The 22,402-nt window shown below is 63.9% G+C and carries 20 protein-coding genes; 17 read left to right on the top strand and 3 right to left on the bottom strand.

All coding sequences use genetic code 11. From position 1 onward, the window contains the following. The first annotated feature begins 27 nt into the window (after positions 1–27). From hflX to dnaG, 8 genes are all read left to right on the top strand, one after another. Entirely contained in the window at positions 28–1,122 is a 1,095-nt protein-coding gene (gene hflX / locus WCY17_RS02285) for a GTPase HflX (protein WP_372700548.1), read from the top strand. Further along, a complete protein-coding gene (gene hflK, locus WCY17_RS02280) occupies positions 1,100–2,392 on the top strand; it encodes an FtsH protease activity modulator HflK (RefSeq protein ID WP_372700547.1) in 1,293 nt (430 codons plus the stop codon). The genes hflX and hflK overlap by 23 nt, the downstream gene beginning before the upstream one ends. 10 nt (positions 2,393–2,402) lie before the next feature. Continuing rightward, complete coding sequence (gene hflC, locus WCY17_RS02275) at positions 2,403–3,293, top strand: protease modulator HflC (RefSeq protein ID WP_372700546.1); 891 nt, start codon at positions 2,403–2,405, stop codon at positions 3,291–3,293. A gap of 19 nt (positions 3,294–3,312) precedes the next feature. Further along, positions 3,313–4,476 carry an ATP phosphoribosyltransferase regulatory subunit gene (locus WCY17_RS02270; RefSeq protein WP_372700616.1) on the top strand — a complete coding sequence of 388 codons (1,164 nt, stop codon included), beginning with the start codon at positions 3,313–3,315 and terminating at the stop codon, positions 4,474–4,476. Between the two features lie 50 nt (positions 4,477–4,526). Next, positions 4,527–5,822, top strand: a complete 1,296-nt coding sequence (locus WCY17_RS02265; RefSeq protein ID WP_372700545.1) for an adenylosuccinate synthase — start codon at positions 4,527–4,529, stop codon at positions 5,820–5,822. Positions 5,823–5,830: 8 nt separating this feature from the next. Beyond that, positions 5,831–6,391, top strand: a complete 561-nt coding sequence (locus WCY17_RS02260; protein ID WP_372700544.1) for a phosphoribosyltransferase — start codon at positions 5,831–5,833, stop codon at positions 6,389–6,391. 211 nt (positions 6,392–6,602) lie between these two features. Continuing rightward, a complete protein-coding gene (gene rpsU, locus WCY17_RS02255; RefSeq protein WP_372686128.1) occupies positions 6,603–6,815 on the top strand; it encodes a 30S ribosomal protein S21 in 213 nt (70 codons plus the stop codon). Then, the gene (gene dnaG, locus WCY17_RS02250) at positions 6,816–8,768 is read left to right on the top strand and encodes a DNA primase (RefSeq protein ID WP_372700543.1); all 1,953 of its coding nucleotides are present in this window, start codon (positions 6,816–6,818) and stop codon (positions 8,766–8,768) included. Between the two features lie 53 nt (positions 8,769–8,821). On the opposite strand, the gene WCY17_RS02245 is transcribed toward dnaG, so the two are convergent. Then, the gene (locus WCY17_RS02245) at positions 8,822–9,220 is read right to left on the bottom strand and encodes a hypothetical protein (RefSeq protein ID WP_372700621.1); all 399 of its coding nucleotides are present in this window, start codon (positions 9,218–9,220) and stop codon (positions 8,822–8,824) included. Here WCY17_RS02245 and rpoD point away from each other — a divergent pair. The 5 genes from rpoD to WCY17_RS02220 are packed head-to-tail and all read left to right on the top strand — an operon-like array spanning position 9,120 to position 16,242. After that, complete coding sequence (gene rpoD / locus WCY17_RS02240) at positions 9,120–11,255, top strand: RNA polymerase sigma factor RpoD (RefSeq protein ID WP_372700615.1); 2,136 nt, start codon at positions 9,120–9,122, stop codon at positions 11,253–11,255. The two genes, WCY17_RS02245 and rpoD, sit on opposite strands and share 101 nt — an antisense overlap. A gap of 53 nt (positions 11,256–11,308) precedes the next feature. Beyond that, positions 11,309–12,292, top strand: coding sequence for a 2Fe-2S iron-sulfur cluster-binding protein (locus WCY17_RS02235; protein ID WP_372700542.1), 984 nt, complete (start codon positions 11,309–11,311; stop codon positions 12,290–12,292). 11 nt (positions 12,293–12,303) lie between these two features. Beyond that, entirely contained in the window at positions 12,304–13,485 is a 1,182-nt protein-coding gene (locus WCY17_RS02230) for an ABC transporter substrate-binding protein (RefSeq protein ID WP_372700541.1), read from the top strand. Between the two features lie 13 nt (positions 13,486–13,498). After that, positions 13,499–14,365, top strand: coding sequence for a branched-chain amino acid ABC transporter permease (locus WCY17_RS02225; RefSeq protein ID WP_372700540.1), 867 nt, complete (start codon positions 13,499–13,501; stop codon positions 14,363–14,365). After that, positions 14,362–16,242 carry an ATP-binding cassette domain-containing protein gene (locus WCY17_RS02220; RefSeq protein ID WP_372700539.1) on the top strand — a complete coding sequence of 627 codons (1,881 nt, stop codon included), beginning with the start codon at positions 14,362–14,364 and terminating at the stop codon, positions 16,240–16,242. The genes WCY17_RS02225 and WCY17_RS02220 overlap by 4 nt, the downstream gene beginning before the upstream one ends. Here the strand turns inward: WCY17_RS02220 and WCY17_RS02215 are convergent. Beyond that, positions 16,237–17,427 (bottom strand): benzoate/H(+) symporter BenE family transporter, encoded by a 1,191-nt coding sequence (locus WCY17_RS02215; protein WP_372700538.1) that lies wholly within the window; start codon positions 17,425–17,427, stop codon positions 16,237–16,239. The genes WCY17_RS02220 and WCY17_RS02215 overlap by 6 nt on opposite strands. A 100-nt stretch (positions 17,428–17,527) precedes the next feature. Between WCY17_RS02215 and WCY17_RS02210 the strand changes: the two genes are divergently transcribed. The 4 genes from WCY17_RS02210 to WCY17_RS02195 all read left to right on the top strand — a co-directional run bounded on the left by WCY17_RS02210 (position 17,528) and on the right by WCY17_RS02195 (position 21,496). Next, positions 17,528–18,655, top strand: a complete 1,128-nt coding sequence (locus tag WCY17_RS02210) for an aminotransferase class V-fold PLP-dependent enzyme (RefSeq protein ID WP_372700537.1) — start codon at positions 17,528–17,530, stop codon at positions 18,653–18,655. Positions 18,656–18,676: 21 nt separating this feature from the next. Further along, complete coding sequence (locus tag WCY17_RS02205) at positions 18,677–20,032, top strand: ATP-binding protein (RefSeq protein WP_372700536.1); 1,356 nt, start codon at positions 18,677–18,679, stop codon at positions 20,030–20,032. Then, complete coding sequence (locus WCY17_RS02200) at positions 20,029–20,835, top strand: response regulator (protein ID WP_372700535.1); 807 nt, start codon at positions 20,029–20,031, stop codon at positions 20,833–20,835. Before WCY17_RS02205 ends, WCY17_RS02200 begins: the two co-directional genes overlap by 4 nt. A gap of 112 nt (positions 20,836–20,947) precedes the next feature. Further along, positions 20,948–21,496: a Spy/CpxP family protein refolding chaperone gene (locus tag WCY17_RS02195; protein WP_372700534.1), complete on the top strand. Its 549-nt coding sequence runs from the start codon at positions 20,948–20,950 to the stop codon at positions 21,494–21,496. 76 nt (positions 21,497–21,572) lie between these two features. On the opposite strand, the gene WCY17_RS02190 is transcribed toward WCY17_RS02195, so the two are convergent. Beyond that, positions 21,573–22,361: a YggS family pyridoxal phosphate-dependent enzyme gene (locus tag WCY17_RS02190; RefSeq protein ID WP_372700533.1), complete on the bottom strand. Its 789-nt coding sequence runs from the start codon at positions 22,359–22,361 to the stop codon at positions 21,573–21,575. Positions 22,362–22,402 lie beyond the last annotated feature (41 nt).

The raw sequence follows: 22,402 nt of genomic DNA, 5'->3' as shown, positions 1-22,402 counted from the left end.
GGCGGGCGGTCTTTTGAGCCCGTGCCCATGAGGGCACTGGTCATCAGCGTCGACCTGGGCGATCCCGATCACAGCGCCCACATCGAAGAATTCCTTCTGCTTGCCCGGGGTGCCGGGGCCGAAATCGTGCATGTGCTCATGGTGCGTCGCGGCCGGCCCGATGCGGCGGGCTACATCGGCTCAGGAAAGATCGAAGAGGCTGCGAACCTGGTCCGCGAACTCGACGCCGACATCGTGCTCATCGATCAACCGCTCAGCCCTGCACAGCAGCGCAATCTCGAACGGGCGTTCGAAGTCCGCGTGATCGATCGGGTGGCGCTGATTCTCGACATCTTTGCCTTGCGTGCGAAAAGCCACGAGGGCAAGCTGCAGGTCGAACTGGCCCAGCTGCAGCATCTTTCAACCCGCCTCACGCGCATGTGGACGCACCTCGAGCGGCAGCAGGGCGGCATTGGTGTGCGCGGGCCGGGCGAGTCCCAACTCGAAACCGACCGTCGGCTCATCGGTGCCCGCATCAAGATCCTGCGCGAGCGTCTGGCCCGGGTGCAGCGCCAGCGCGTGACGCAGCGCAAGGCCCGGGTGCGCGGGCAGACCCTGTCGGTGTCATTGGTGGGCTACACGAATGCAGGCAAGTCCACGCTGTTCAATGCCATGACGCGGGCCGAGGCCTATGCCGCCGATCAGCTGTTCGCCACGCTCGACACGACGACACGCCGGGTCTGGATCGAAGGGGCTGGCCAGGTCGTCATCTCGGACACCGTGGGCTTCATCCGCGACCTGCCGCCCACACTGATTGCAGCGTTTCGCGCCACCCTGGAAGAAACCGTGCATGCGGACCTGCTGTTGCACGTGGTCGACGCGGCCAGCCCGCAGCGCGATGAGCAGATCGCTGCCGTGAATCAGGTCCTTCACGATATGCAGGCCGACCAGATCCCGCAGATCATGGTCTACAACAAAGTCGACATTGCAGGTCTGGAGCCCAGGGTCGAAAGAAATGAACATGGTACGATTGCGCGAGTCTTCGTCAGCGCCCTGCAACGCAGGGGCTTGGACGGTTTGCGTCAATCGCTCGTAGAATTTGAGGGGCTTGCGAGAAACAATGCGTTTCAAGAAACTCTATAACCTGAATGATCCGGGCTGGGGCAGGGGCAACCAGAACGACCCTTCCGGCAACCGGCCTGATCCATCGTCAGGCCCGCCCGATCTCGACCAGGTCTGGCGCGACTTCAGCAAACGTCTCTCGGGCCTGCTGGGTGGCAAGGGCGGGGGCGGGCGCGGGCCCCGTTTGCCGCAGGGCAAGGGGGGGTTGCCCCAGTTGCCCGGGCCATCGCCCCGTTTTGTGATCCTGCTGCTGGTGCTGGCCGCATTGTTCTGGCTGGGCAGCGGCTTCATGATCGTCCAGGAAGGCCAGGTGGCGGTGGTCACCCGCTTCGGCAAGTACATCAAGACACTCAATCCGGGCCTGCAGTGGCGCCTGCCGTACCCCATCGAGGATTCCCAGCCCGTCAACATCTCGCAGCTGCGCACCTTCGAGGTGGGTTTCAGGGGATCGTCCCGCAACCGGGTACTGACCGAATCCCAGATGCTCACCAAAGACGAGAACATCGTCGACGTGCAGTACGTGGTCCAGTATCGCCTCGAACCGAATGGTGCGCCGGCCTATCTCTTCAATACAAGCAATCCGGACGAGTCCGTGCGCCAGGCGGCCGAGACGGCGATGCGCGAAATCGTTGGCCGCAAACCCATGGACTTTGTCCTCTACTCCGGGCGTACCGAAGTGGCCTCTGAAGTCCAGACCCTGGCGCAGACGATCCTCAACCGCTACAAGACCGGTATTGAGATTTCCACGGTCGCCATCCAGAACGTACAGCCGCCGGAACCCGTCCAGGCCGCGTTCGATGATGCCGTCAAGGCGGGCCAGGATCGCGAGCGCCAGATCAACGAAGCCAATGCCTACGCGAGCAAGGTTCTGCCCGAGGCCGAGGGGCAGGCCGCCCGCATGCTTGAAGACGCCGAGGGCTACAGCGCGCGGGTCATCGGGCGCGCGCAGGGCGATACGGCGCGCTTCACCAGCGTTGCGGCAGAATACGCCAAGGCGCCGGCCATCACCCGCGAACGTATCTACCTGGAGACCATGCAGGACATCCTCTCGGGCACGGCCAAGGTGCTGCTGGATGCGCCGGTGGGCAACAACATGCTGTATCTGCCGCTGGATCAGATCATGGGGCAGGCGGCCCGGGCCGGCGGCAGTTCGTCAGGCTCGCGTCCCGCTGATACGGCTGCGGCGGCCGGGGGGTCGGCTGCACAGGCGGGTGAATCGGTCCGCGAGCGGCCTGCCGTGTCGCGCATGCCCAGTGGCCTGCCTTCGCTGACCAACCCGTATTCCAACTAGGAGCATGCAGATGCAACGCTTTTTTCCTGCCCTGGTCGGCCTGGTCATCGTTCTGGCGGTGTTGTCCTCGTGCATGTTCATCGTCCGCGAGCGTGATTCCGCCCTGCTGTTCGCCCTGGGTGAAGTGCGTGAAACCATCAGCAGCCCGGGCCTGTATTTCAAGTATCCGCCCCCTTTCGAAAACGTGGTCTACCTCGATCGCAGGCTGCAGACGATCCAGTCGCCCGATCCCGAACGCATCCAGACGGCTGAAAAAAAGAATCTGCTGATCGATTACTACGTCAAATGGCGCATCACTGACCCACGCCTGTATTACGTGACCTTTGGCTCCAACAGCAATGCGGCCATCGAGCGCCTGCAGGCGCAGATTCGTGATGCACTCAATGCCGCGGTCAACGTGCGCACCGTGCGGCAGGTGGTGTCCAGCGAGCGCGACACCCTGACCGATGAGATTCTCTCGGCGGTGTCCAAGCGCGCAGCCCCGCTGGGGGTCGATGTGGTCGACGTACGGTTGCGCCGCATCGATTTCACCACCGAGATTTCCGAATCGGTCTATCGACGCATGGAAGCCGAGCGCAAGCAGGAAGCCAACCGCCTGCGTGCCAGTGGTGCGGCCGACAGCGAGCGCATCCGTGCCGAGGCAGACCGCCGGCAGCAGGAGATCCTGGCGCGGGCCTATGCCGAATCGCAGGCCAGGCGCGGCGCGGGCGATGGCCAGGCTGCGGCCATCTACGCCGAGTCCTATGGCAAGGATCCTGAATTCTACAGTTTCTACAAGAGCCTGGATGCCTATCGTTCGGCGTTTTCCGGCCATGACAGCACCCTCGTGCTGAGCCCGGATTCAGAGTTCTTCCGTTTCTGGAGCAACGCTGCGGGTGGCCAGTCAGGCAAGGCCCGGTAGGTTTCAGAGGCCTGTCATGCTGTCGAACTGGCTATTGCCCGAGCACCTGACCGACATTCTGCCCGCCGAAGCGCGGCGCATCGAAGAGTTGCGCCGCACCTTGCTGGACCTCTACAGGGTACATGGCTTCGAACTGGTGGTTCCGCCGCTGGTCGAGTACCTCGACTCCCTCATGCTGGCGCGCGACGAGGCCTTGCGGCTGCGCACCTGCAAACTCGTCGATCAGTTGTCCGGGCTGACCATGGGGGTGCGCGCGGACATGACGGTACAGGTGTCGCGCATTGACGCACATCTGCTCAATCGCCAGGGGGTGACGCGCCTGTGCTATTGCGGTCCGGTCATTCATGCGCGGCCTTCCGGCCTGCTGGCCGATCGCGAACTGTTGCAGATCGGCGCAGAGATCTTTGGTCATGCGGGCGTCGAAGCCGACATCGAGTCCATGCGCCTGGCAATCGGATCCGTGCGGCATGTCGGCATACACAGCCCGCGCCTGGATCTCAATCATCCGGGCGTAGGGCGGGCGTTGGTGCAGGCAGATCCGGCCCTGGCTGAATGTGCCGACACGGTGTTCGATCTGCTGAGCGCCAAGGATGTGCCGGGTCTGCAGGCGTTGCTGGCAGAGCAGGGGGCGCACCCCGATACACTGGCCGCGCTTGTCGTGCTGACCACCCTGTATGGTGATCGGGCCGTGATCGGGCGGGCGCGGGCCGTGCTGCCGGACGATCCAGCCATACGGGCGGCACTCGATGCCCTGCAGCGCGTGTGTGCTGCGCTCGGAGAGGCCAACGTGGCCATCGACCTGGCTGATATGGGGGGCAGCTATGGCTATCACTCGGGTGTCGTCTTCTCGATCTATGCCGCAGGCTGGCATGATGCCCTGGTGCGCGGTGGGCGCTACGATGGCATCGGGCGCAAGTTCGGGCGCCTGCGCCCGGCCACCGGTTTCAGCCTCGATTTGCGCAAACTGTCGCGTGGGCTCCCTTCGGCGCAGGCTGCGCCGGCGATCTGGGCGCCTTGTTCGGATGATCCCGAACTGGCACAGGCCGTGCACAAGCTCAGGCTGGCAGGTCAGGTCGTCATTCAGGCCCTGCCCGGCGAGCACCAGGATGTCGATGAGTTCCGCCTCGAGCAGGAACTGGTCAGGACCCCTTCAGGCTGGGTCGTGCAAGAGTCAGTGGTATAAACTAATCTGTTTACTGTATGGCCCCTGTCGTGGCCGCAAAGAATAGGCTCATGAGCAAGAACATCGTTGTGATCGGCACCCAGTGGGGTGATGAAGGCAAGGGCAAGATCGTCGACTGGCTGGCCGAATCGGCTCAGGGCGTCGTGCGCTTCCAGGGGGGGCACAATGCGGGCCATACGCTGTGGATCAATGGCCAGAAAACCATTCTGCGCCTCATTCCGTCAGGCATCATGCATCCCCATGTCACGTGCTACATCGGCAATGGGGTGGTGCTGTCGCCCGAAGCCCTGCTGGCCGAAATCGAAGAACTCGAGGCTGGGGGCATCGACGTGCGTGCCCGCCTGCAGATCTCTGCCGCCTGCCCGCTGATCCTGCCCTATCACGTGGCGCTCGATCGGGCCCGCGAGGCCCGCAAGGGCGAGGGCAAGATCGGTACGACCGGCCGGGGCATCGGGCCAGCCTACGAAGACAAGGTCGCCCGGCGTGCGCTCAGGGTCCAGGATCTCTACGATCCGGCCATTTTCGACGAAAAACTCGCCGAAGTCCTCGACTACCACAATTTCGTCCTGGTACAGTACCTGGGCGCCCAGGCGCTCGATGTCGCCCAGGTGCGCGACCAGGCGATGGCGCTTGCACCCGCGCTCGAACCCATGGTGGCTGATGTCTCCAACAGCCTGCATGTGGCCCGGCGTGCGGGCCACAGCCTCTTGTTCGAGGGCGCGCAGGGCTCGCTGCTGGATATCGATCATGGCACCTATCCATTCGTCACCAGCAGCAACTGTGTGGCGGGCGCCGCGGCGGCAGGCTCGGGCACCGGCCCCCAGGCCCTGGATTATGTTCTGGGCATTGCCAAGGCCTACACCACCAGGGTGGGGTCCGGGCCTTTTCCGACAGAACTGCTCGACGACACAGGGCTGCGTCTGGCCACCGTGGGCAAGGAATTCGGCTCCGTCACCGGTCGGCCACGCCGCTGTGGCTGGTTCGATGCGGCGGCCCAGAAGCGCTCGGTCATCATCAACGGGCTCACGGGGCTGTGCATCACCAAGCTCGATGTGCTCGACGGGGTCGAACACATCAAGATCGGCGTGGGCTATCGCTACAAAGGCCAGTTTCTCGACGTGCTGCCCTATGGCGCGCATGCGGCGGCCGAGGCCGAGCCTGTTCTCGAAGAAATGGCAGGCTGGTCCGAATCCACCGTGGGTATCACCGAATACGACAGCCTGCCGGTCAATGCCCGGCGCTACCTCGAACGCATTGCCGAGCTCTGCGATGTACCCATCGATATGGTTTCCACCGGCCCGGACCGGCTCGAGACCATCGTTCTGCGCCACCCCTTTCACGGCTGAGGTGACCCATGAGCCTTCCCCCGAGTACAGACAGAGATCTCTGGGTCAGTTGGGAAACCTATCATGGGCTGATCGAGCGCCTGGCGCTGCAGGTCTACGAGTCGGGCTGGAGCTTCGACAAGATCCTCTGCCTGGCGCGTGGCGGGGTGCGCGTGGGTGATGTGCTTTCGCGGGTCTTCGACCTGCCCCTGGGGATTCTCGCGACCAGCAGCTATCGCGAAGCCGCCGGCACCGTACAGGGCCAGCTCGACATTGCCCAGTTCATCACCATCACGCGCGGCACGCTGGATGGCCGGGTGCTGCTGGTCGATGACATGGTCGACACCGGGTTGACATTCAACCGGGTGCGCGAGCATCTGCTCAGTCAGTTTCCGGACATCATCGAACTGCGCACGGCGGTACTCTGGCTCAAGGGGCACGCCCAGATGGAGCCCGACTACTATATCGAAAGATTGCCCACCAATCCATGGATTCATCAGCCATTCGAGGATTACGACAGCCTGCGGCCGCATCAGCTCGAATCCTGGATTCGCAAGGGCATAGAGACCGCACAACCGTCGCGGGCCTGAAGCCGGTGCACCCACGGTGCCGGTTCGGCCTGCGGCGTGTCTGCGGGGGCGGGCAGCGAACTTTCGGGTGCCGCCATGGCGGCCGCGGCCACCTGGCACGCGTGGATGATAGTAGCGGTTCGTGCTAGAATGGCGGTCTTGGTAAAAATATTCATGTTGACGTTGCAATGGGTTGCGGCGTCTTTTGTCGAACAGGCTTTCAAGGATCTACATGCCGACTGTACGCCTCAAAGAAAATGAGCCTTTCGAGGCCGCGCTGCGCCGCTTCAAGCGCACCATCGAGAAGACCGGTCTTCTGACCGAACTGCGCTCGCGCGAGTTCTACGAAAAGCCCACGGCCGAACGCAAGCGCAAGCGTGCAGCCGCCGTCAAGCGCCATTACAAACGCATCCGCAGCCAACAACTGCCACCGCGACTCTATTGATTGATTCCAGACAGCTTCATCCAGGAGCTGTTGGCGCGGGTTGACATCACCGACGTCATCAGCCGCTACGTACAGTTGCGCAAAGGGGGCGCAAACCTGCTCGGTTTGTGCCCTTTCCACAACGAAAAAACGCCCTCTTTCACGGTCAGCCCCACCAAGCAGTTCTACCATTGCTTCGGCTGCGGGGCCCATGGCAGCGCCATACGATTCCTGACCGAGCATACCGGCGCCAGCTTTCCGGAAGCCGTTCGTACGCTGGCAGGCAGCGTCGGCATGACGGTGCCCGAAGAGTCGGCCACCCCGGCGCAACGCGCGGCTCGCCGCGCTCACCGCGCAGAAACTTCGCGCCAGCATGGCATTCTCGATCGTGCACAGGCCCACTGGTCTGCTGCACTGAGGCAAGCCCCTGAAGCCATTGCGTACCTGAAGCGCAGAGGGCTCAGCGGTGAGGTGGCTGCCCGCTACGGCCTGGGTTGGGCCAGTGCACAGCGGCAGGGCCTGGCCCAGGCATTCGAGCATTACGAAGATCCGGCATTGATCGAATCCGGCCTGGTGGTGGAGGCCGAGGACGGCCGCCGTCACGATCGTTTCAGGGCGCGCATCATGTTTCCCATCCGCAATGCCCGGGGGCAACTGATCGGTTTTGGCGGGCGCCTGATCCAGGCGGGCGAGCCGAAGTACCTGAACTCGCCCGAAACCCGCCTGTTCTCCAAGGGTGAAGAACTCTACGGCCTGTTCGAAGCGCGCGCCGGGATCCATGCCGAGGGCTGCGTGCTGGTGGTCGAAGGGTATATGGATGTGGTCGCCCTGGCGCAATTTGGCCTGGGCAACGCCGTTGCGACACTGGGTACCGCGACCACCGATGCGCACATCCAGAAATTGCGGCGCGCCAGCGAGCACATCGTGTTCAGTTTCGATGGCGATGCCGCCGGGCGCAAAGCGGCCTGGCGTGCCTTGCATGCCTGTCTGCCAAGGCTGGATGAATCCGTATCGGTCCGTTTCCTGTTTCTGCCGGAAGGCCAGGATCCCGACTCCTATGTACGCGCATACGGTATTCAGGCGCTGCGTGCCTGCCTCAAGGAAGCGCGTTCGTTGTCCCGCTTCATGCTCGACGAACTGCAGGGCAGGCACGATCTGACCGAGGTCGAAGGGCGGGCTGCGTGCACTGCCGAAGCACGCCCGCTGTTCAAGCTCATGCCCGCTGGGGGCTATCGGCTGCAGCTCGAGCGTGAATTTGCCCGCCTGGTTCAGCTGACGCCTGAGGAACTCGGGCAGGTGCTGGCTGCGGTGCCGCCCAGGGGCACGCAGGCGGTAGCGGGGGGCCCTGCGCCTGTATACCGCGGCACGCCAGCGGAGTCGTCTCTGGATGAAGCCGCAGGGTCCGCTGGCGCGCGTACCGGGCATGCATCCATGCCGGGAGATGCGAATACCGAGCCGCCCGATTGGTGGCTTTCGGATAGGCCAGCACCAGAGATTCGGCCAGCACGTACGCGCTCGCGCATGCCCGGGCCGCGCGCCGTCAGGGCAGTGATGCCCATGGCCCGGCGCCTGCTGCGCCTGCTCATGATGCACCCCGATCTGGCGGCCCGGCTGGGTGAGCAGCAGCTTGAATTATTGACTCAGCACCCCCATCTGTTGCTTGTCAGGGAACTGATTGCCTTGCAGGGCAGCAGCAAGGCTTCGCATGTGGGCGCGCTCTTGCAGGCAGCCGATCCTGATTCCGAACTGGCCAGTGTGCTCGATGAGCTTGCTTCGGAACTGCTGTCGGTGGAATGGCCTGATCCGCAAGCCGAGTGGTCCGATGCCCTGCAAGTCATCGAACGGCAAGCCATCCAGGAGCAATGCGACCGTCTGGTAGCCACCGGGCTGCACACCGCTGACGAACGACGCCGTTATCGGGAACTCTACCAGCGCCTGGCATTGCTCAAGGGCCGGTCAGGTGATTCTTCCTGACAAGTGCAGTAAACTACATGGTTTTCAATAAGTTGTAGCGTCTACGGAATTTCTCACATGACCCAAGAAACTGGCACGACTTCTGCGGCAGCCAAAAAAACGGCCGCCCCAAAAACCAAGGCGGCTCGTGTAGCGCCAGAGTCGGTCGAAAAGGTTGTCAGCTCGCAGGCGCAAGAACCCAAGGCAGCGTCCCGCTCCGCGACCCCATCCAAGGCCACGGCGACAAAAGCTGCAGCCACGAAGACCGCAGCCACGAAGACCGCAGCCACGAAGACCGCAGCCACGAAGACCGCAGCCACAAAGGCCACGGCCACGAAGACCGCAGCCACGAAGGCCGCGACCGCGAAGGCCATAGCCACGAAGGCCACAGCCACGAAGACTGCGGCCACGAAGACTGCGGCTACGAAGACTGCAGCCACGAAGGCGACGGCCACGAAAACCAGGGCTACCAAGGCCAAGGCGGCTGCCGCCGGGAAAACAGCCGGCAAGAAGGCGGCGGTGCCCAGCGGGCGCAAGCCCGGACGGCCGTCCAAGAGCGGCAGTGATGCCGCTGATTATGTGAATGATGAGGGCGATGATGGTGAGGTCATTCCCGAGCTCAAGCCCTTGCCCAAGCGCGGCAAACGGGGCAAGGCCGAGAAGGACAGCCCGGCACGCAGCCAGCTCACGCCCGAAGAACAGGAGGCTCGACGCAACCGTCTGAAGATCCTGATCAAGCTGGGCAAGGATCGTGGCTACCTCACCTACGGTGAGATCAATGACCATCTGCCGGATGACCTGGTCGATGCCGAAGCGATCGATGGCATCATCAGCACATTCAGCGACATGGGGATCTCGGTCTACGACCAGGCGCCCGATGCCGAGCAGTTGCTGATGAGCGACAACGTGCCGTCGGCCACCAGCGATGACGATGTCGAAGACGAGGCCGAGGCGGCACTGACCACCGTGGATTCCGACTTCGGTCGCACCACGGATCCGGTGCGCATGTACATGCGTGAGATGGGTACGGTCGAGTTGCTCACCCGCGAAGGCGAGATCGAGATCGCCAAGCGCATCGAAGACGGCCTCAAGCACATGGTCATGGCCATTGCCGCCTGTCCGACCACGGTCAGCGAGATTCTTGCGCACATCCAGAAGGTGCGCGAAGGTACGGCCCAGATCGACGACGTGGTCGATGGCCTGATCGATGAAGAAGGCGAAGACTACGCGGGTTCCGGGGTCACTTCGGAAGATGACGACGGCCCTGCGGGGGGCATGAGCAGCAAGCAGATCGAGCATTTGCGCACCAAATCGCTCAAGAAATTCGAAGTGGTGGAATCCTGGTACGCGAAGATGCGCACGGCCTTCGAAACCGAAGGCTATCGCTCCGAGGCTTACGCACAGGCTCGCGAGGCCATCCACGCCGAGCTCCAGGGCGTGCGTTTCACGGCCAAGATGGTCGAGCGGCTGGCCGATACCCTGCGCACCCAGGTGGCCGAAGTCCGCAGCCATGAGCGCGCCGCCATGGCCATCTGTGTCACCCGGGCAGGGATGCCGCGCAATTATTTCATCAAGACATTCCCGGGCAATGAAATCAATCTGGCCTGGGTTGAACAGGAAGTGGCCGCAGGCCGCCCCTATTCAGAGACCCTGGCGCGGCATGCGCCGGCGGTGCAGGAGATCCAGCAGAAGCTGATGGAACTGCAGAAGGTCGTGGTGTTGCCCCTGAAGGATCTGAAGGACGTCAACAAGCGCATGGCCACGGGCGAAGCCAAGGCGCGCAAGGCCAAGCGTGAAATGACTGAAGCCAACCTGCGGCTGGTGATCTCGATCGCCAAGAAATACACCAACCGGGGCCTGCAGTTCCTGGATCTCATCCAGGAAGGCAACATCGGCCTGATGAAGGCGGTCGACAAGTTCGAATACCGGCGCGGTTACAAGTTCTCGACCTATGCCACCTGGTGGATCCGCCAGGCCATCACACGTTCGATTGCCGATCAGGCGCGTACGATCCGCATCCCGGTGCACATGATCGAGACCATCAACAAGATGAACCGCATCAATCGGCAAATCCTGCAGGAAACCGGCACGGAACCCGATCCCGCGACGCTGGCCCAGAAAATGGATATGCCGGAAGACAAGGTGCGCAAGATCCTCAAGATCGCCAAGGAACCCATCTCCATGGAAACCCCCATTGGCGACGATGATGATTCCCACCTGGGTGACTTCATCGAGGATACTGGTACGGTATCCCCCTCGGATTCGGCGCTGCATGGTTCGATGCGCGATGTGGTCAAAGAGGTGCTCGATTCGCTCACGCCGCGCGAAGCCAAGGTTCTGCGCATGCGTTTTGGAATCGAGATGAGTACCGACCAGACCCTGGAAGAGGTTGGCAAGCAGTTTGATGTCACGCGAGAGCGCATTCGCCAGATCGAAGCCAAGGCCCTGCGCAAGCTGCGTCACCCCAGCCGTGCCGACAAGCTCAAGAGCTTCCTCGAGGGGCAGTAGCAGCACCCGGATGCCCGGCCGTCCAGGCCGGTGCGCCGGAATGGGGCAATGAAATGGACACCGCATCGCTATCGGTTCGCGTGGCTGGCCGTATCGAACTGGCCAGGGACATCATCGGGTTCACGCTGGTCGACCCCGCAGGCGGCCTGTTGCCGGCCTATGAGCCGGGTGCGCACATCGACGTGCACCTGCCGGGCGGCTATATCCGCCAATATTCCCTGTCCGGCGATGCCCGCCAGACACGTCAGTATGACATTGCCGTGCTGCGCGAACCCGAGTCGCGCGGCGGGTCCGTGGCCGCTTTTGATCGGGTTCGTGTCGGGGATATTCTGCCGATCAGCGCGCCGCGCAATCGCTTTGCACTGATGCATGCGACCCGCAGCCTTTTGTTTGCGGGAGGTATCGGCATCACGCCACTGTTCAGCATGGCCCGTGCATTGCATGCACAGAAGGCTGGGTTCGAGCTGCATTACAGTTGTCGCGAACCCGCGCGCATGGCATACCGGGACGCGCTCCAGGGCATGCTGTCCCCGGGGCAACTGTTCCTGTATTTCGATCAGGCCGAGCCGCCCGATGTGGCCGGCCGACCGGACATTCCCGCGATCCTCCGGTCAGCGGAGCGCGATGTGCAGATCTACATCTGTGGGCCGGCAGGCTATATCGAGTGGGTGCAGGGTCAGGCACGTGCTGCAGGGGTGGTCGAGTCGCGTATCCGCTGCGAGCGCTTCGCGCTCGATGCGGCAGATCGCCCGGTGCTGACCGATGAAGACGTGGCCTTCGAGGTCGAACTGGCGAGTACGGGCGAGATATTCCAGATCCCGGCTGACGAAAGCATCACCTCTGCGCTCGACCGCCAGGGCGTGTATATTCCCGTATCCTGTGAAGAAGGGATCTGCGGTACCTGCCTGACCGGGGTCTGTTCGGGTACGCCCGATCACCGCGATACCTATCTGACCGACGAAGAGCACGAGGCCAATGATCAGTTCACGCCATGCGTCTCCCGGGCGCTGACGCCCCGGCTCGTGCTCGATCTCTGAAAGGCCTGTCGATGATGTTTCAATCCTGGTTTCGTCAACTGGTCGCATGCGCTTTCTGCTGCCTGCTGGGGCTTGGCGCGGCGTACGCCGAACCGCTGAAGATCGGGCTGATCGTGCCGCTGACCGGGCCATTTGCCGCCTATGGGCAGAAAGTCGAGCAGGGCATGCGCTTGTATCTGGCCGAGCACGGTGATCAGATGGCCGGCCGTGAACTGCAGATCCTGGTGAAGGACGACACCGGCATTTCACCGGCCGTGGCCAAGCGGCTGGCCCAGGAACTTCTGGCCAGGGACCGGGTCGACATGCTGGCGGGTTTCATGCTGACCCCGAACGCGTTCGCCGTGGCCCCGCTGGCAACACAGGCCGGGGTGCCCATGCTGGTCCTGAATGCGGCCACCTCGTCCATCACCGAAAAGTCGCCCAATATCCTGCGCGTGTCCATGACCCTGCCCCAGAATACGGCACCGCTGGCGCAATGGGCTCGTGCCCAGGGCCTGCGCACGGTGCATACCCTGGTCGCCGACTACGGCCCCGGGCATGACGCCGAGGCCCAGTTTCGTCGGACGTTCACTGAATTGGGCGGCGAGGTGGTGGGCACGTTGCGCACACCGGTCAGCACACCTGATTATGGCCCCTACATCCAGCGCATCAAGGATGCTGCGCCGGATGCGGCGTTCTTTTTCGTGCCCAATGGCGAGCAGGCGGTGTCGCTGATCAAGATGGCGCGCGAGCGCGGTTTGCCCGAAGCGGGGATCCAGTTGCTCGCCACCGGTGATGTCACCGATGAGGACATGCTGGACGCCTTGGGCGAGGCCTCGCTGGGCTTGATCACATCGTTTCATTATTCGGCGGTACATGATTCGCCAGAAAATCACGCCTTCGTGCAGGCGTATCAGGCTGCCCATCCCGGCGAGCGTGTCAATTTCATGGTGGTGGCCGGGTATGACGGCATGCGCCTGATCCATGAGGCGCTGGAAAAGACCGGGGGAGATGCCAGCGCAGCGGCTTTTGTCGCGGCGGCCCGGGATCTCGCCTGGATCAGCCCGCGCGGCCCGGTGCGTATCGACCCCGAGACGCGGGACATTGTGCAGAACGTGTACATGCGCCGGGTCGATCGGGTGGATGGTTTGCTGCAGAATGTGGAATTCGACGTCATCGAAGCCGTACCCGATCCGGTAAAGGCCGGGCGATGAGACCAGTCGGGCCATGAGCCTGCTGATCGATGGCCTGGCACTGGGGATGCTTCTCTTCCTGATCAGTGTCGGCCTGGCCATCACCCTCGGGTTGATGCAATTCGTCAATCTGGCGCATGGGGCCTTTGCCATGCTCGGTGGCTACGTCAGTGTCATGTTGCTCAACCACCATGGTGTACCGTTCCTGTGGACCTTGCCGCTCGCGTTCATTGTGGCGGCGGCAGCGGCATGGGCTCTGGAAACCGTGGTGTACCGCCGGCTGCGTGCGGCGAGTGCGCTCGATCAGATTCTGTGCTCGATGGGGGTGGTGTTCATGGCGGTGGCGGGTGCACATTATGCCTTTGGTGCACGCCAGCAGCCGATCCATCTGCCAGACTTCCTGACGGGCATGCTGTCGCTGTGGGGTATCGAGGTGGGCGGATACCGTCTGTTTCTCATCGGCGCCGGGCTGCTGGTGTTGCTGCTGGTTCAACTGGCAGTGATCGGTACGCGCTGGGGACGGTATGTGCGTGCGGCCGTCGACAATGCGCCCATGCTGCGCTGTCTGGGGGTGAATGTGGATCGGCTGCTGACCCTCACTTTCGCCCTGGGCAGCGGGCTGGCGGGCCTTGGCGGGGCTCTGGGCGTCGAGATGCTGGGCCTGGATCCGGAATTTCCCCTGCGCTATCTGGTGTATTTCCTGATCGTGGTGGCCATGGGGGGCAGTGGCAACATCTGGGGGTCGTTCCTCGCGGCGCTTCTGCTGGGCCTGGCCGATGTGCTGGGCAAGTATTGGGTGCCCCAACTGGGTGCTTTCATCATTTATGGCGTCATGGTGCTTGCGCTGGCCTGGCGCCCCGAGGGTTTGCTGCATCGCGGCACGACCAGGGGCCGCGCATGACGCATGCCCGCAGCCTGCCTGAAACCTACCGTGCGTCGGCGCGTTGGCGCCGCGCCGAGTGGGTGTTCTGGGGGGCGCCGGTCCTGACATGGTGGCTGTGGCCCGGTCATGAATTGCTGTTGTGCCAGATTGCGATCATGGGGCTGTTCGCCCTGTCGCTGGATCTGATGTTCGGCCATGCGGGCATATTGTCACTGGGGCATGCGGCATTTTTTGGCCTGGGCGCGTACACGGCGGCCCTGCTCGCAATCCACGGGCCAGGGGATCCTCTGCTGGGCCTGGTGCTTGCAGCCCTGTGCGCCGGTCTGGCCAGCCTGCCGATCAGTGTCCTGTTGCTGCGTGGGGGCCCGCTGGCCCAGCTGATGATCTCTCTGGGATTGTCATTGATGCTGTATGAACTGGCCAACCGGTTTTCCATGTTCACCGGCGGGGTCGATGGCCTGTCGGATTTTCGCATCGAGCCGCTGTTCGGGGTGTTCGAATTCGACTGGCAGGGCCAGACGGCATTTTTCTATGCCCTAGGGGTGCTCTTTCTGGCGTTCATCTTCTTTCGGCGTCTGGTCCAGTCGCCCTATGGACGCAGTCTGGACGGGGTGCGCATCAATCCACAGCGCATGGCGGCCCTGGGGTTTCCCGTGCGCCAGCTGCAGGTACAGGCCGTGGTTCTGTCGGCCATGGGTGCCGGTGCGGCGGGTGCCGTGCTGGCGCAGACACATCAGTTCGTGTCTCTGGAAGTATTGGGCCTGCAGCGCTCGGCCGATGTGCTCATCATGCTGGTGCTGGGGGGGGCCGGGCGGCTGTACGGTGGATTGGCGGGTGCGGTGGCCCTGGTGGGTGCGCATCATGCCCTGTCGGATCTGAATCCGCAATACTGGCCGTTCTGGCTGGGTCTGGCGTTGGTGCTGGTGGTGCTGTTTGCCCGAGGGGGGCTCCTGGGCCTGGCGGATCGTCTGGCAGAACAGCTGCGCAGCCTCGCCCGTTCCGGGTTGCCGGGGACTGCGCCAGTGCCGGCGTGGGGGACTGCGCCATTGCCAGGCCGGGAGACCCTGGCGCCGGCGGCGCTGGCCGATGTGTCTGGCCTGGCGAATACCGCCATCCACGGGCCGGGCCAGCTGCCGGAGCATGGCGCGCCTTTGCTCCAGGCCACGGGGCTCATCCTGGACGAGGGCGGGCGGCGCACCATGGACGGGCTTGATCTGAGCATTGTCCAGGGCGAGCGGCTGGCGTTGGTCGGACCCAATGGGGCGGGCAAGTCTACGCTGGTTCATCTGCTTGCCGGCTCGTTCTTGCCCACGGCGGGGCAGATTTGCTGGCAGGGGGCTCCGGTCACGCACTTGCCCCGGCATGCGCGCAGTCGTTTCGGGCTGGTGGGTACGTTCCAGAACAGCTCGCTGTTCGAGTCCATGACGCCGCTGGAGTCCCTGGCGCTCGCGCTCGCACAGCGACACGGCGCAGGCCAGCGGTGTTGGCGTGCCCTGTGCGAGTACGATGCACTGACGGCCGAGGCGTTGGCCATGTTGCGCACATGGCAGTTGCTGCCCCAGGCCCTGGTGCCCACGGCCCGGCTGGCCCTGGGGCAGCGGCGGCAACTTGAACTGGCACTTGCCCTGGTGCAGCGGCCCCGGCTTCTGGTGCTGGATGAGCCAGCGGCAGGCCTGTCGCGCGCCGAGCGCCAGCATCTGCTCGAGGTCCTCGGGCAGCTGCCGGCGGATGTGGCGATTCTGCTCATCGAACACGACATGGATCTGGTGCAGCGCTTTGCCACGCGCGTGATTGTGCTCCAGGATGGCCGGGTGTTGCCGCCTGACGCTGCCGGGCGATGGTTTGCGGGGGCTGGCGCAGGTGGCCATGGGCCACTGGGCGTTGTGCCGTCATGAGCGGCCAGCCGCCAGCACCCTGAAGGCGATGATACCCAGCACCAGCCCCCAGAAGGCGCTGCCAATGCCCCACAGCGTCATGCCGGAAGCGGTTGCCAGGAACGTCACCGCCGCGGCCTCGCGCATGGTGGCGTCCCGCAGTGCCCCATGCATGCTGCTGCCCAGTGTGCCCAGCAGCGCGAGCCCGGCAATGGCGGCCACCAGTTCAAACGGAATGGCGGCGAACAGGCCTACTACGGTGGCGCCGAAAATCCCTGTAAGGATGTAGAACAGCCCGGCCCATACCGCAGCCCGGTACCGCTGGGTGGCATCGGGGTCGGCATCGGGGCTCATGCAGATCGCTGCGGTGATGGCCGCAAGGTTGAAGGAGAATCCGCCAAATGGCCCGAGCACCAGCCCTGTGGCGCCGGTGATCGTGATCAAGGGCGATGCGGGCACCCGTGCGTAGCCGTTGGCGCGCAGTACGGCCAGACCCGGGACATTCTGCGAGGTCATGGTGACGATGAACAGCGGGATGGCGACGCCAATGAACGCATGAAAGGAAAAGGCCGGCGACGTCCAGGTTGGCAGTGCCGGGGTCCAGTCCAGGGCGGCCAGGGGCAAGTCGTCCTGGATCAGGACGATCAGGATGCCGACGAGCAGCGCCAGGGGCACGGCATAGCGCGCCAGACTGCGGCGCGCAAGCAGGAAGATGGCGAACATCGTCAGCACCAGCAAAGGCCGCCCCTGCATGGAGGCAAACAGGTCCATGCCGAAGCGCAGCAGCACCCCGGCCAGCATGGCCGAGGCCAGCGGCGCAGGTACCCAGTCCATGATTTTCTGGAACCCGCCCGTGATGCCGCTCAGGGTGATGAGGGCGGAACAGCCCAGAAATACGCCTATCGCCTGGGCCATGCCCAGATCGCCCAGGCTGGTGGCGAGCAGGGCCGCTCCCGGGGTCGACCAGGCCGTCAGTATGGGTGCGCGCCAGATCAGCGACAGGGCGATGCAGGTGAGCCCCATGCCCATGCCCAGTGCCCACATCCATGAGACTAGTTGGGCGTCGCTGGCACCCGCGGCCCAGGCGGCCTGGAAGACGATGGCCACCGAACTCGTATAACCCACCAGCACTGCAATCAGGCCGGATGAAATGTGCGACACCCGCAGCCAGCTGGATGCAAGACCGACAAAAGAGTGAGAGGCCATGGCCGTGCACCCGATCATGAAAGGCGCATATTGTAGCGGTCGTGCGGCGTACTGGCGGACCCTGGTCTACAATCGCAGCATTGTTCCGTCGGAGAAACCCATGTCTGGATTGTTGCCCAAGGTCGACCCTGAAGGCCTGCTCGAATATTCTGTGGTGTATACCGATCGCGCCCTGAACCACATGTCCCGTTCGTTCCAGAGCGTCATGCGTGATATCTCGCGTACGCTCAAGTCGGTCTATGGGGCGCATTCAGCCATTGTGGTACCGGGCAGCGGCACCTTCGGCATGGAAGCCGTGGCGCGCCAGTTCGCCACGGGCAAGCGCTGCCTGGTCATACGCAACGGCTGGTTCAGCTATCGCTGGTCGCAGATTTTCGAGGCCGGCCAGATTCCGGCCGAAGAAAGAGTCCTCAAGGCGCGCCCCATCGAGGCCGGTGCGCAGGCGTACTATGCCCCGCCGCCCGTCGAAGAGGTCATCGCCGCCATTGCCGAATTCAAGCCTGATCTGGTCCTTGCGGCGCATGTCGAAACCGCGTCGGGCATGCTTCTGCCCGATGATTACATCCGTCAGGTCGCGGATGCCGTTCATGCCCAGGGCGGCCTGTTCGTGCTCGACTGCATTGCTTCGGGCACGCTCTGGGTCGACATGCGCGAAGTCCACGTCGACATCCTGATTTCCGCCCCGCAAAAAGGATGGACGTCTTCAGCCTGCTGTGGGCTGGTGATGCTCAATGAAGAAGCGCGCAGGCGCATCGACGGCACGCAGAGTTCCAGCTTCGCCATGGATCTGCGCAAGTGGCTGGGCATCATGGAAACCTATGAAGACGGCACTCACGCCTATTACACGACGTTGCCCACCGATTCCCTGCGCATTCTGCGCGATGTGATGGCCGAGACAGAAGACTATGGCTATGGCAAGGTGCGCGATGAGCAGGTGCAATTGGGTGCTGCGGTACGCAGCCTGCTGGCCGGGCGGGGCTTCAAGAGCGTGGCCGCGCCCGGTTTCGAGGCCCCGGGTGTCGTGGTCAGCTATACCACCGATGACGCCATCCAGAATACGCGCAAATTTGCCGAAGTGGGTATCCAGGCGGCCGCCGGCGTGCCATTGGCCTGTGATGAGCCCGAGGATTTCAAGACGTTCCGGCTCGGCCTGTTCGGGCTTGACAAACTGCATCATGTACAGCGCACCGTCGACACTCTGGCGGCCGCGCTCGACAGAATGCGCTAGAGTCGCGCAGGCGGGCCGGCAGTGCGTTTCAGCGTCACATTCAAGCTGTTTCTGGCGCTGCTGGCCACGTGCATCGCTGTGGCGCTGGCCATGGGGCTGGCAGTCCGCATGAGCTTCCAGAGTGGCTTTGGCGATTACGTCCAGGAGCGTGAAGTCCAGCGCCTGGACGACCTGGCGCAGACGCTGGCCGCTGAATATGCCGAATCGGGCAACTGGGAATTCGTGCGCAGTGAGCGCAAGCACTGGAGTCGTGCGCTGCGCCTGATGCGGCACGAAAAGGATGCCGATCACGAGCCCGCCTTGCGGGTCACGCTGACGGATGCGGCGGGTGTCTGGCTGGCGGGTCCCAGGTTGCGCGAGGGCGCCGACCTCTATCGGCACCCGGTTCGGGTGGCGGGTGACACCGTGGGCTGGCTCCTGAGCCCAGCCCGAATGCCACAGGCCGTCAGCGATGCAATCGATCAGCGGTTCCAGGCCCGTCAGCTCAGCGCAACCTGGATGATCGTCGGGCTTTCGGTGCTGCTGGCGACGGGGGTCAGTCTGCTGCTGGCGCGGTTGCTGCTGGTCCCCGTGCGCCGCATGGCACGGGCCACACACCTGCTGGCCAGTGGCCGATACGAGACCCGGGTTCGGGTGGAGTCCACCGATGAACTCGGCCGCCTGGCCCGGGATTTCAATCGATTGGCGCACAACCTCGAACGCAACCGACGGCTGCGTCACGAGCTCATGGCCGATGTCTCGCACGAACTGCGCACGCCGTTGGCGGTGTTGCGTGGCGAAATCGAAGCCCTGCAGGATGGCTTGCGCAAGGCCGACGACACGGCCCTGGCGTCCCTGGCCCACGAGGTCGCACAGCTCAGCCGCCTGATCGATGATCTCTATGACCTGTCTCTTGCCGATGCCGGTGCGCTGGATTACAGCATGCAGGCCGTGGACTTGTCCGCCCTGGTGGAGCAGGCCGTGCAAGGGGTGCGCGAACGCTTCGAGAGGGCCGGTCTGCTGCTCGAAGTACAGGTGCCCGACAGTCTGCCCATCCAGGGCGATGCCCGCAGGCTGCTGCAATTGCTGGGCAATCTGCTCGAGAATTCACTGCGTTATACCGATGCGCCCGGGCAGGTGCGGGTCCGGGTGGGGCGCGAGGCGGATCAGGTCCTGCTCGAAGTGGCCGACAGTGCACCGGGGGTGCCGCCAGCAGATCACGCACGCCTGTTCGACCGCCTGTATCGGGTCGAAGCGTCCCGCAGCCGCCAGCATGGCGGTGCGGGCCTGGGGCTGGCGCTGTGCAGGGCCATCGTCCAGGCCCATGGCGGGCAGATTTCCGCCGGGTCGTCGGACCTGGGCGGCTTGGCCATACGGGTGCAATGGGGGGCGTCATGAGCCGCATACTGGTTGTCGAAGACGAGCCCAAACTGGCCGAGGTATTGCGCACCTATCTCGAGGCCGCCGGCCATGAGGTGCATCTGGTGAATGATGGCCTGCAGGCCATGGCGGCATTCGAGCAGTGGCAGCCGGCGCTGGTGCTGCTGGACCTGATGCTGCCGGGGCGCGATGGTCTGGACATCTGTCGCGACATTCGGGCGCGTTCGGCAGTGCCGGTGATCATGGTGACTGCGCGCAGCGAGGAAATCGACCGCCTGCTGGGTCTCGAGCTGGGTGCCGATGACTACATCTGCAAGCCTTTCAGCCCGCGCGAGGTCGTGGCACGTGTGCGCGCTGTCCTGCGCCGTACCGAAGAGGGTGCCAGTGGATCATCACCGCCTGCGGGCAGGGCGCGCGCCACACGCGCTGACGCATCGTGTCCCTCTCCTGGCCCGTCTTCAGCGGGCCCCATCGCTGCGGGTTCCCGGGCGGCGTGGCCAGCCGTTGATACAGGCGCGCCGAGCCTGGCGCGCGCATCGGCCCTGCAGGTCGATGTGGCGGGCTGGCAGGCCAGCCTCGATGGTCATGTGCTGGATCTCACCCCCGTCGAGTTCCGCCTGCTGAATCTGCTGGCCAGCCAGCCGGGGCGCATCTTTTCACGCGACCAGGTGCTCGACGGCCTGTATGACGACCATCGTGTCGTGACCGATCGGGCCGTCGATACCCATGTCAAGAACCTGCGCCGCAAGCTGGCTGCGGTACGCCCCGGGCAGGACCTGATTCGTACGGTGTATGGCGTGGGCTACCGGCTGACGCTCTGAAATCTTCATGGTTTCTTCATATTTTCACCATATTTGGTACGCATTGGGTCTTTATTCTGTCTTCATCGCGGCCCTGTTGGCGGGCTGCACAACATCAAGGAAGACCGACACCATGAATACCTCCGTACGTACCCGCATTCTCTCGGTTCTGGCGCTGACGGCCACCATGGCAATGGCGCCCCTGGCTGTATCGGCGGCCAGCCCGGCCGATCAGGGTGGCATCCATCAGCAGCAGAAGGCCGGCTACGCCCACAAGGGCCCGGCCGAGCGCATGGGCCGTTTTGCACGTGCCCTCGATCTGACGCAAGAGCAGAAAGACCAGATCTTCAAGATTCGTCACGAGCAAAAGGCCACTGAGTACGAGCAGAAAAAGGCGATCCGGGCCGCAGCCCAGGAATTGCGCTCGCAGAGCCGGGCCGACAATTTCGATGCCAGGAAGGCGCAACCCGCGGCCGACGCGCTGGGCAAGGCCCAGGCACAGCTGGCGCTGCAAAGGGCCGAAACCCATGCGCGCATCAATGCCGTGCTGACGCCCGAACAGCGCCAGAAAATGGCTGATGCCCGCAACACCTGGAAGAACAGCCCGCACAAGCAGGGCAAGGGCAGGCACCATGGCCGTATGGGCATGCAACCCGACGCCATGGGCAAGAACCTGTCCTGAGCTGAGCCATCCCGAACTCCAGCCTCCTGGCCGCCGCAGATCTCAAGCGCGGCCGCGCCATGGAGGCTGGCGAGTGTCATGTGGTGGGTGGATCGGGCCAGTAGAACGAATCCGGCAGCTTGCGGGCACCGAAAATGGCCTGGCCCACCCGCACCGTCGTGGCACCTTCTTCAATGGCCCACTCGAAGTCTCCTGACATGCCCATCGACAGTTCGGCAAATGCGTCGCCCTGCGGCGCATCCGCGCGCAGTTGATCACGCAGCGTACGCAGCAGCACAAAGCAGGGGCGTACGTGGGCTTCGTCGGACGAGAACAGGGCCAGCGTCATGAGGCCGCGTACCCTGAGGGTTTCATAGCGGGGCAGGGCGCGCGCAAAATCGTGAACCTGGTCGGGGGCCAGCCCGAACTTGCTCGCCTCGCCAGACGTGTTCACCTGCACGAAGACATCGAGGCTGCGGCCTTCCTGTTGCAATCGTCGGTCGAGCGCCTCGGCCACGCGCAGATTGTCCAGGGCCTGGAATTCGCGCGCAAACCGTGCCACGAATCTTGCCTTGTTGGTTTGCAGGTGGCCGATCACGGCCCATTCCAGATCGGGAAGTTCGGCCGACAGGGCTTCCCATTTGCCATGGGCTTCCTGGACCTTGTTCTCGCCCAGGATACGGCAGCCCGCTTCATAGGCCATGCGGATGCGGGCTACGTCGACCGTCTTGCTGACCGGCAGGAGCCGGACCTCGTCCGGGGCGCGCCCCGCTCGCGCACATGCCGCGTGCATGCGCGCCCGTATGTCGGCCAGATTGGCGCGGATTTCATCTGATGTGGTGGCGGTATGATAGGCCGGCTGGGGGGCGTTGACGGGCGTGTTCATGGCGATGCGTTCGGGAAAAGGCGACAGGGTCTTTCAGGATA

The sequence above is a fragment of the Castellaniella sp. genome, from assembly GCF_041677825.1.
Taxonomy (GTDB): domain Bacteria; phylum Pseudomonadota; class Gammaproteobacteria; order Burkholderiales; family Burkholderiaceae_B; genus Castellaniella.
Note: the sequence above shows the minus strand (reverse complement) of the source record. Positions and strands in the feature narration are given on the sequence as shown.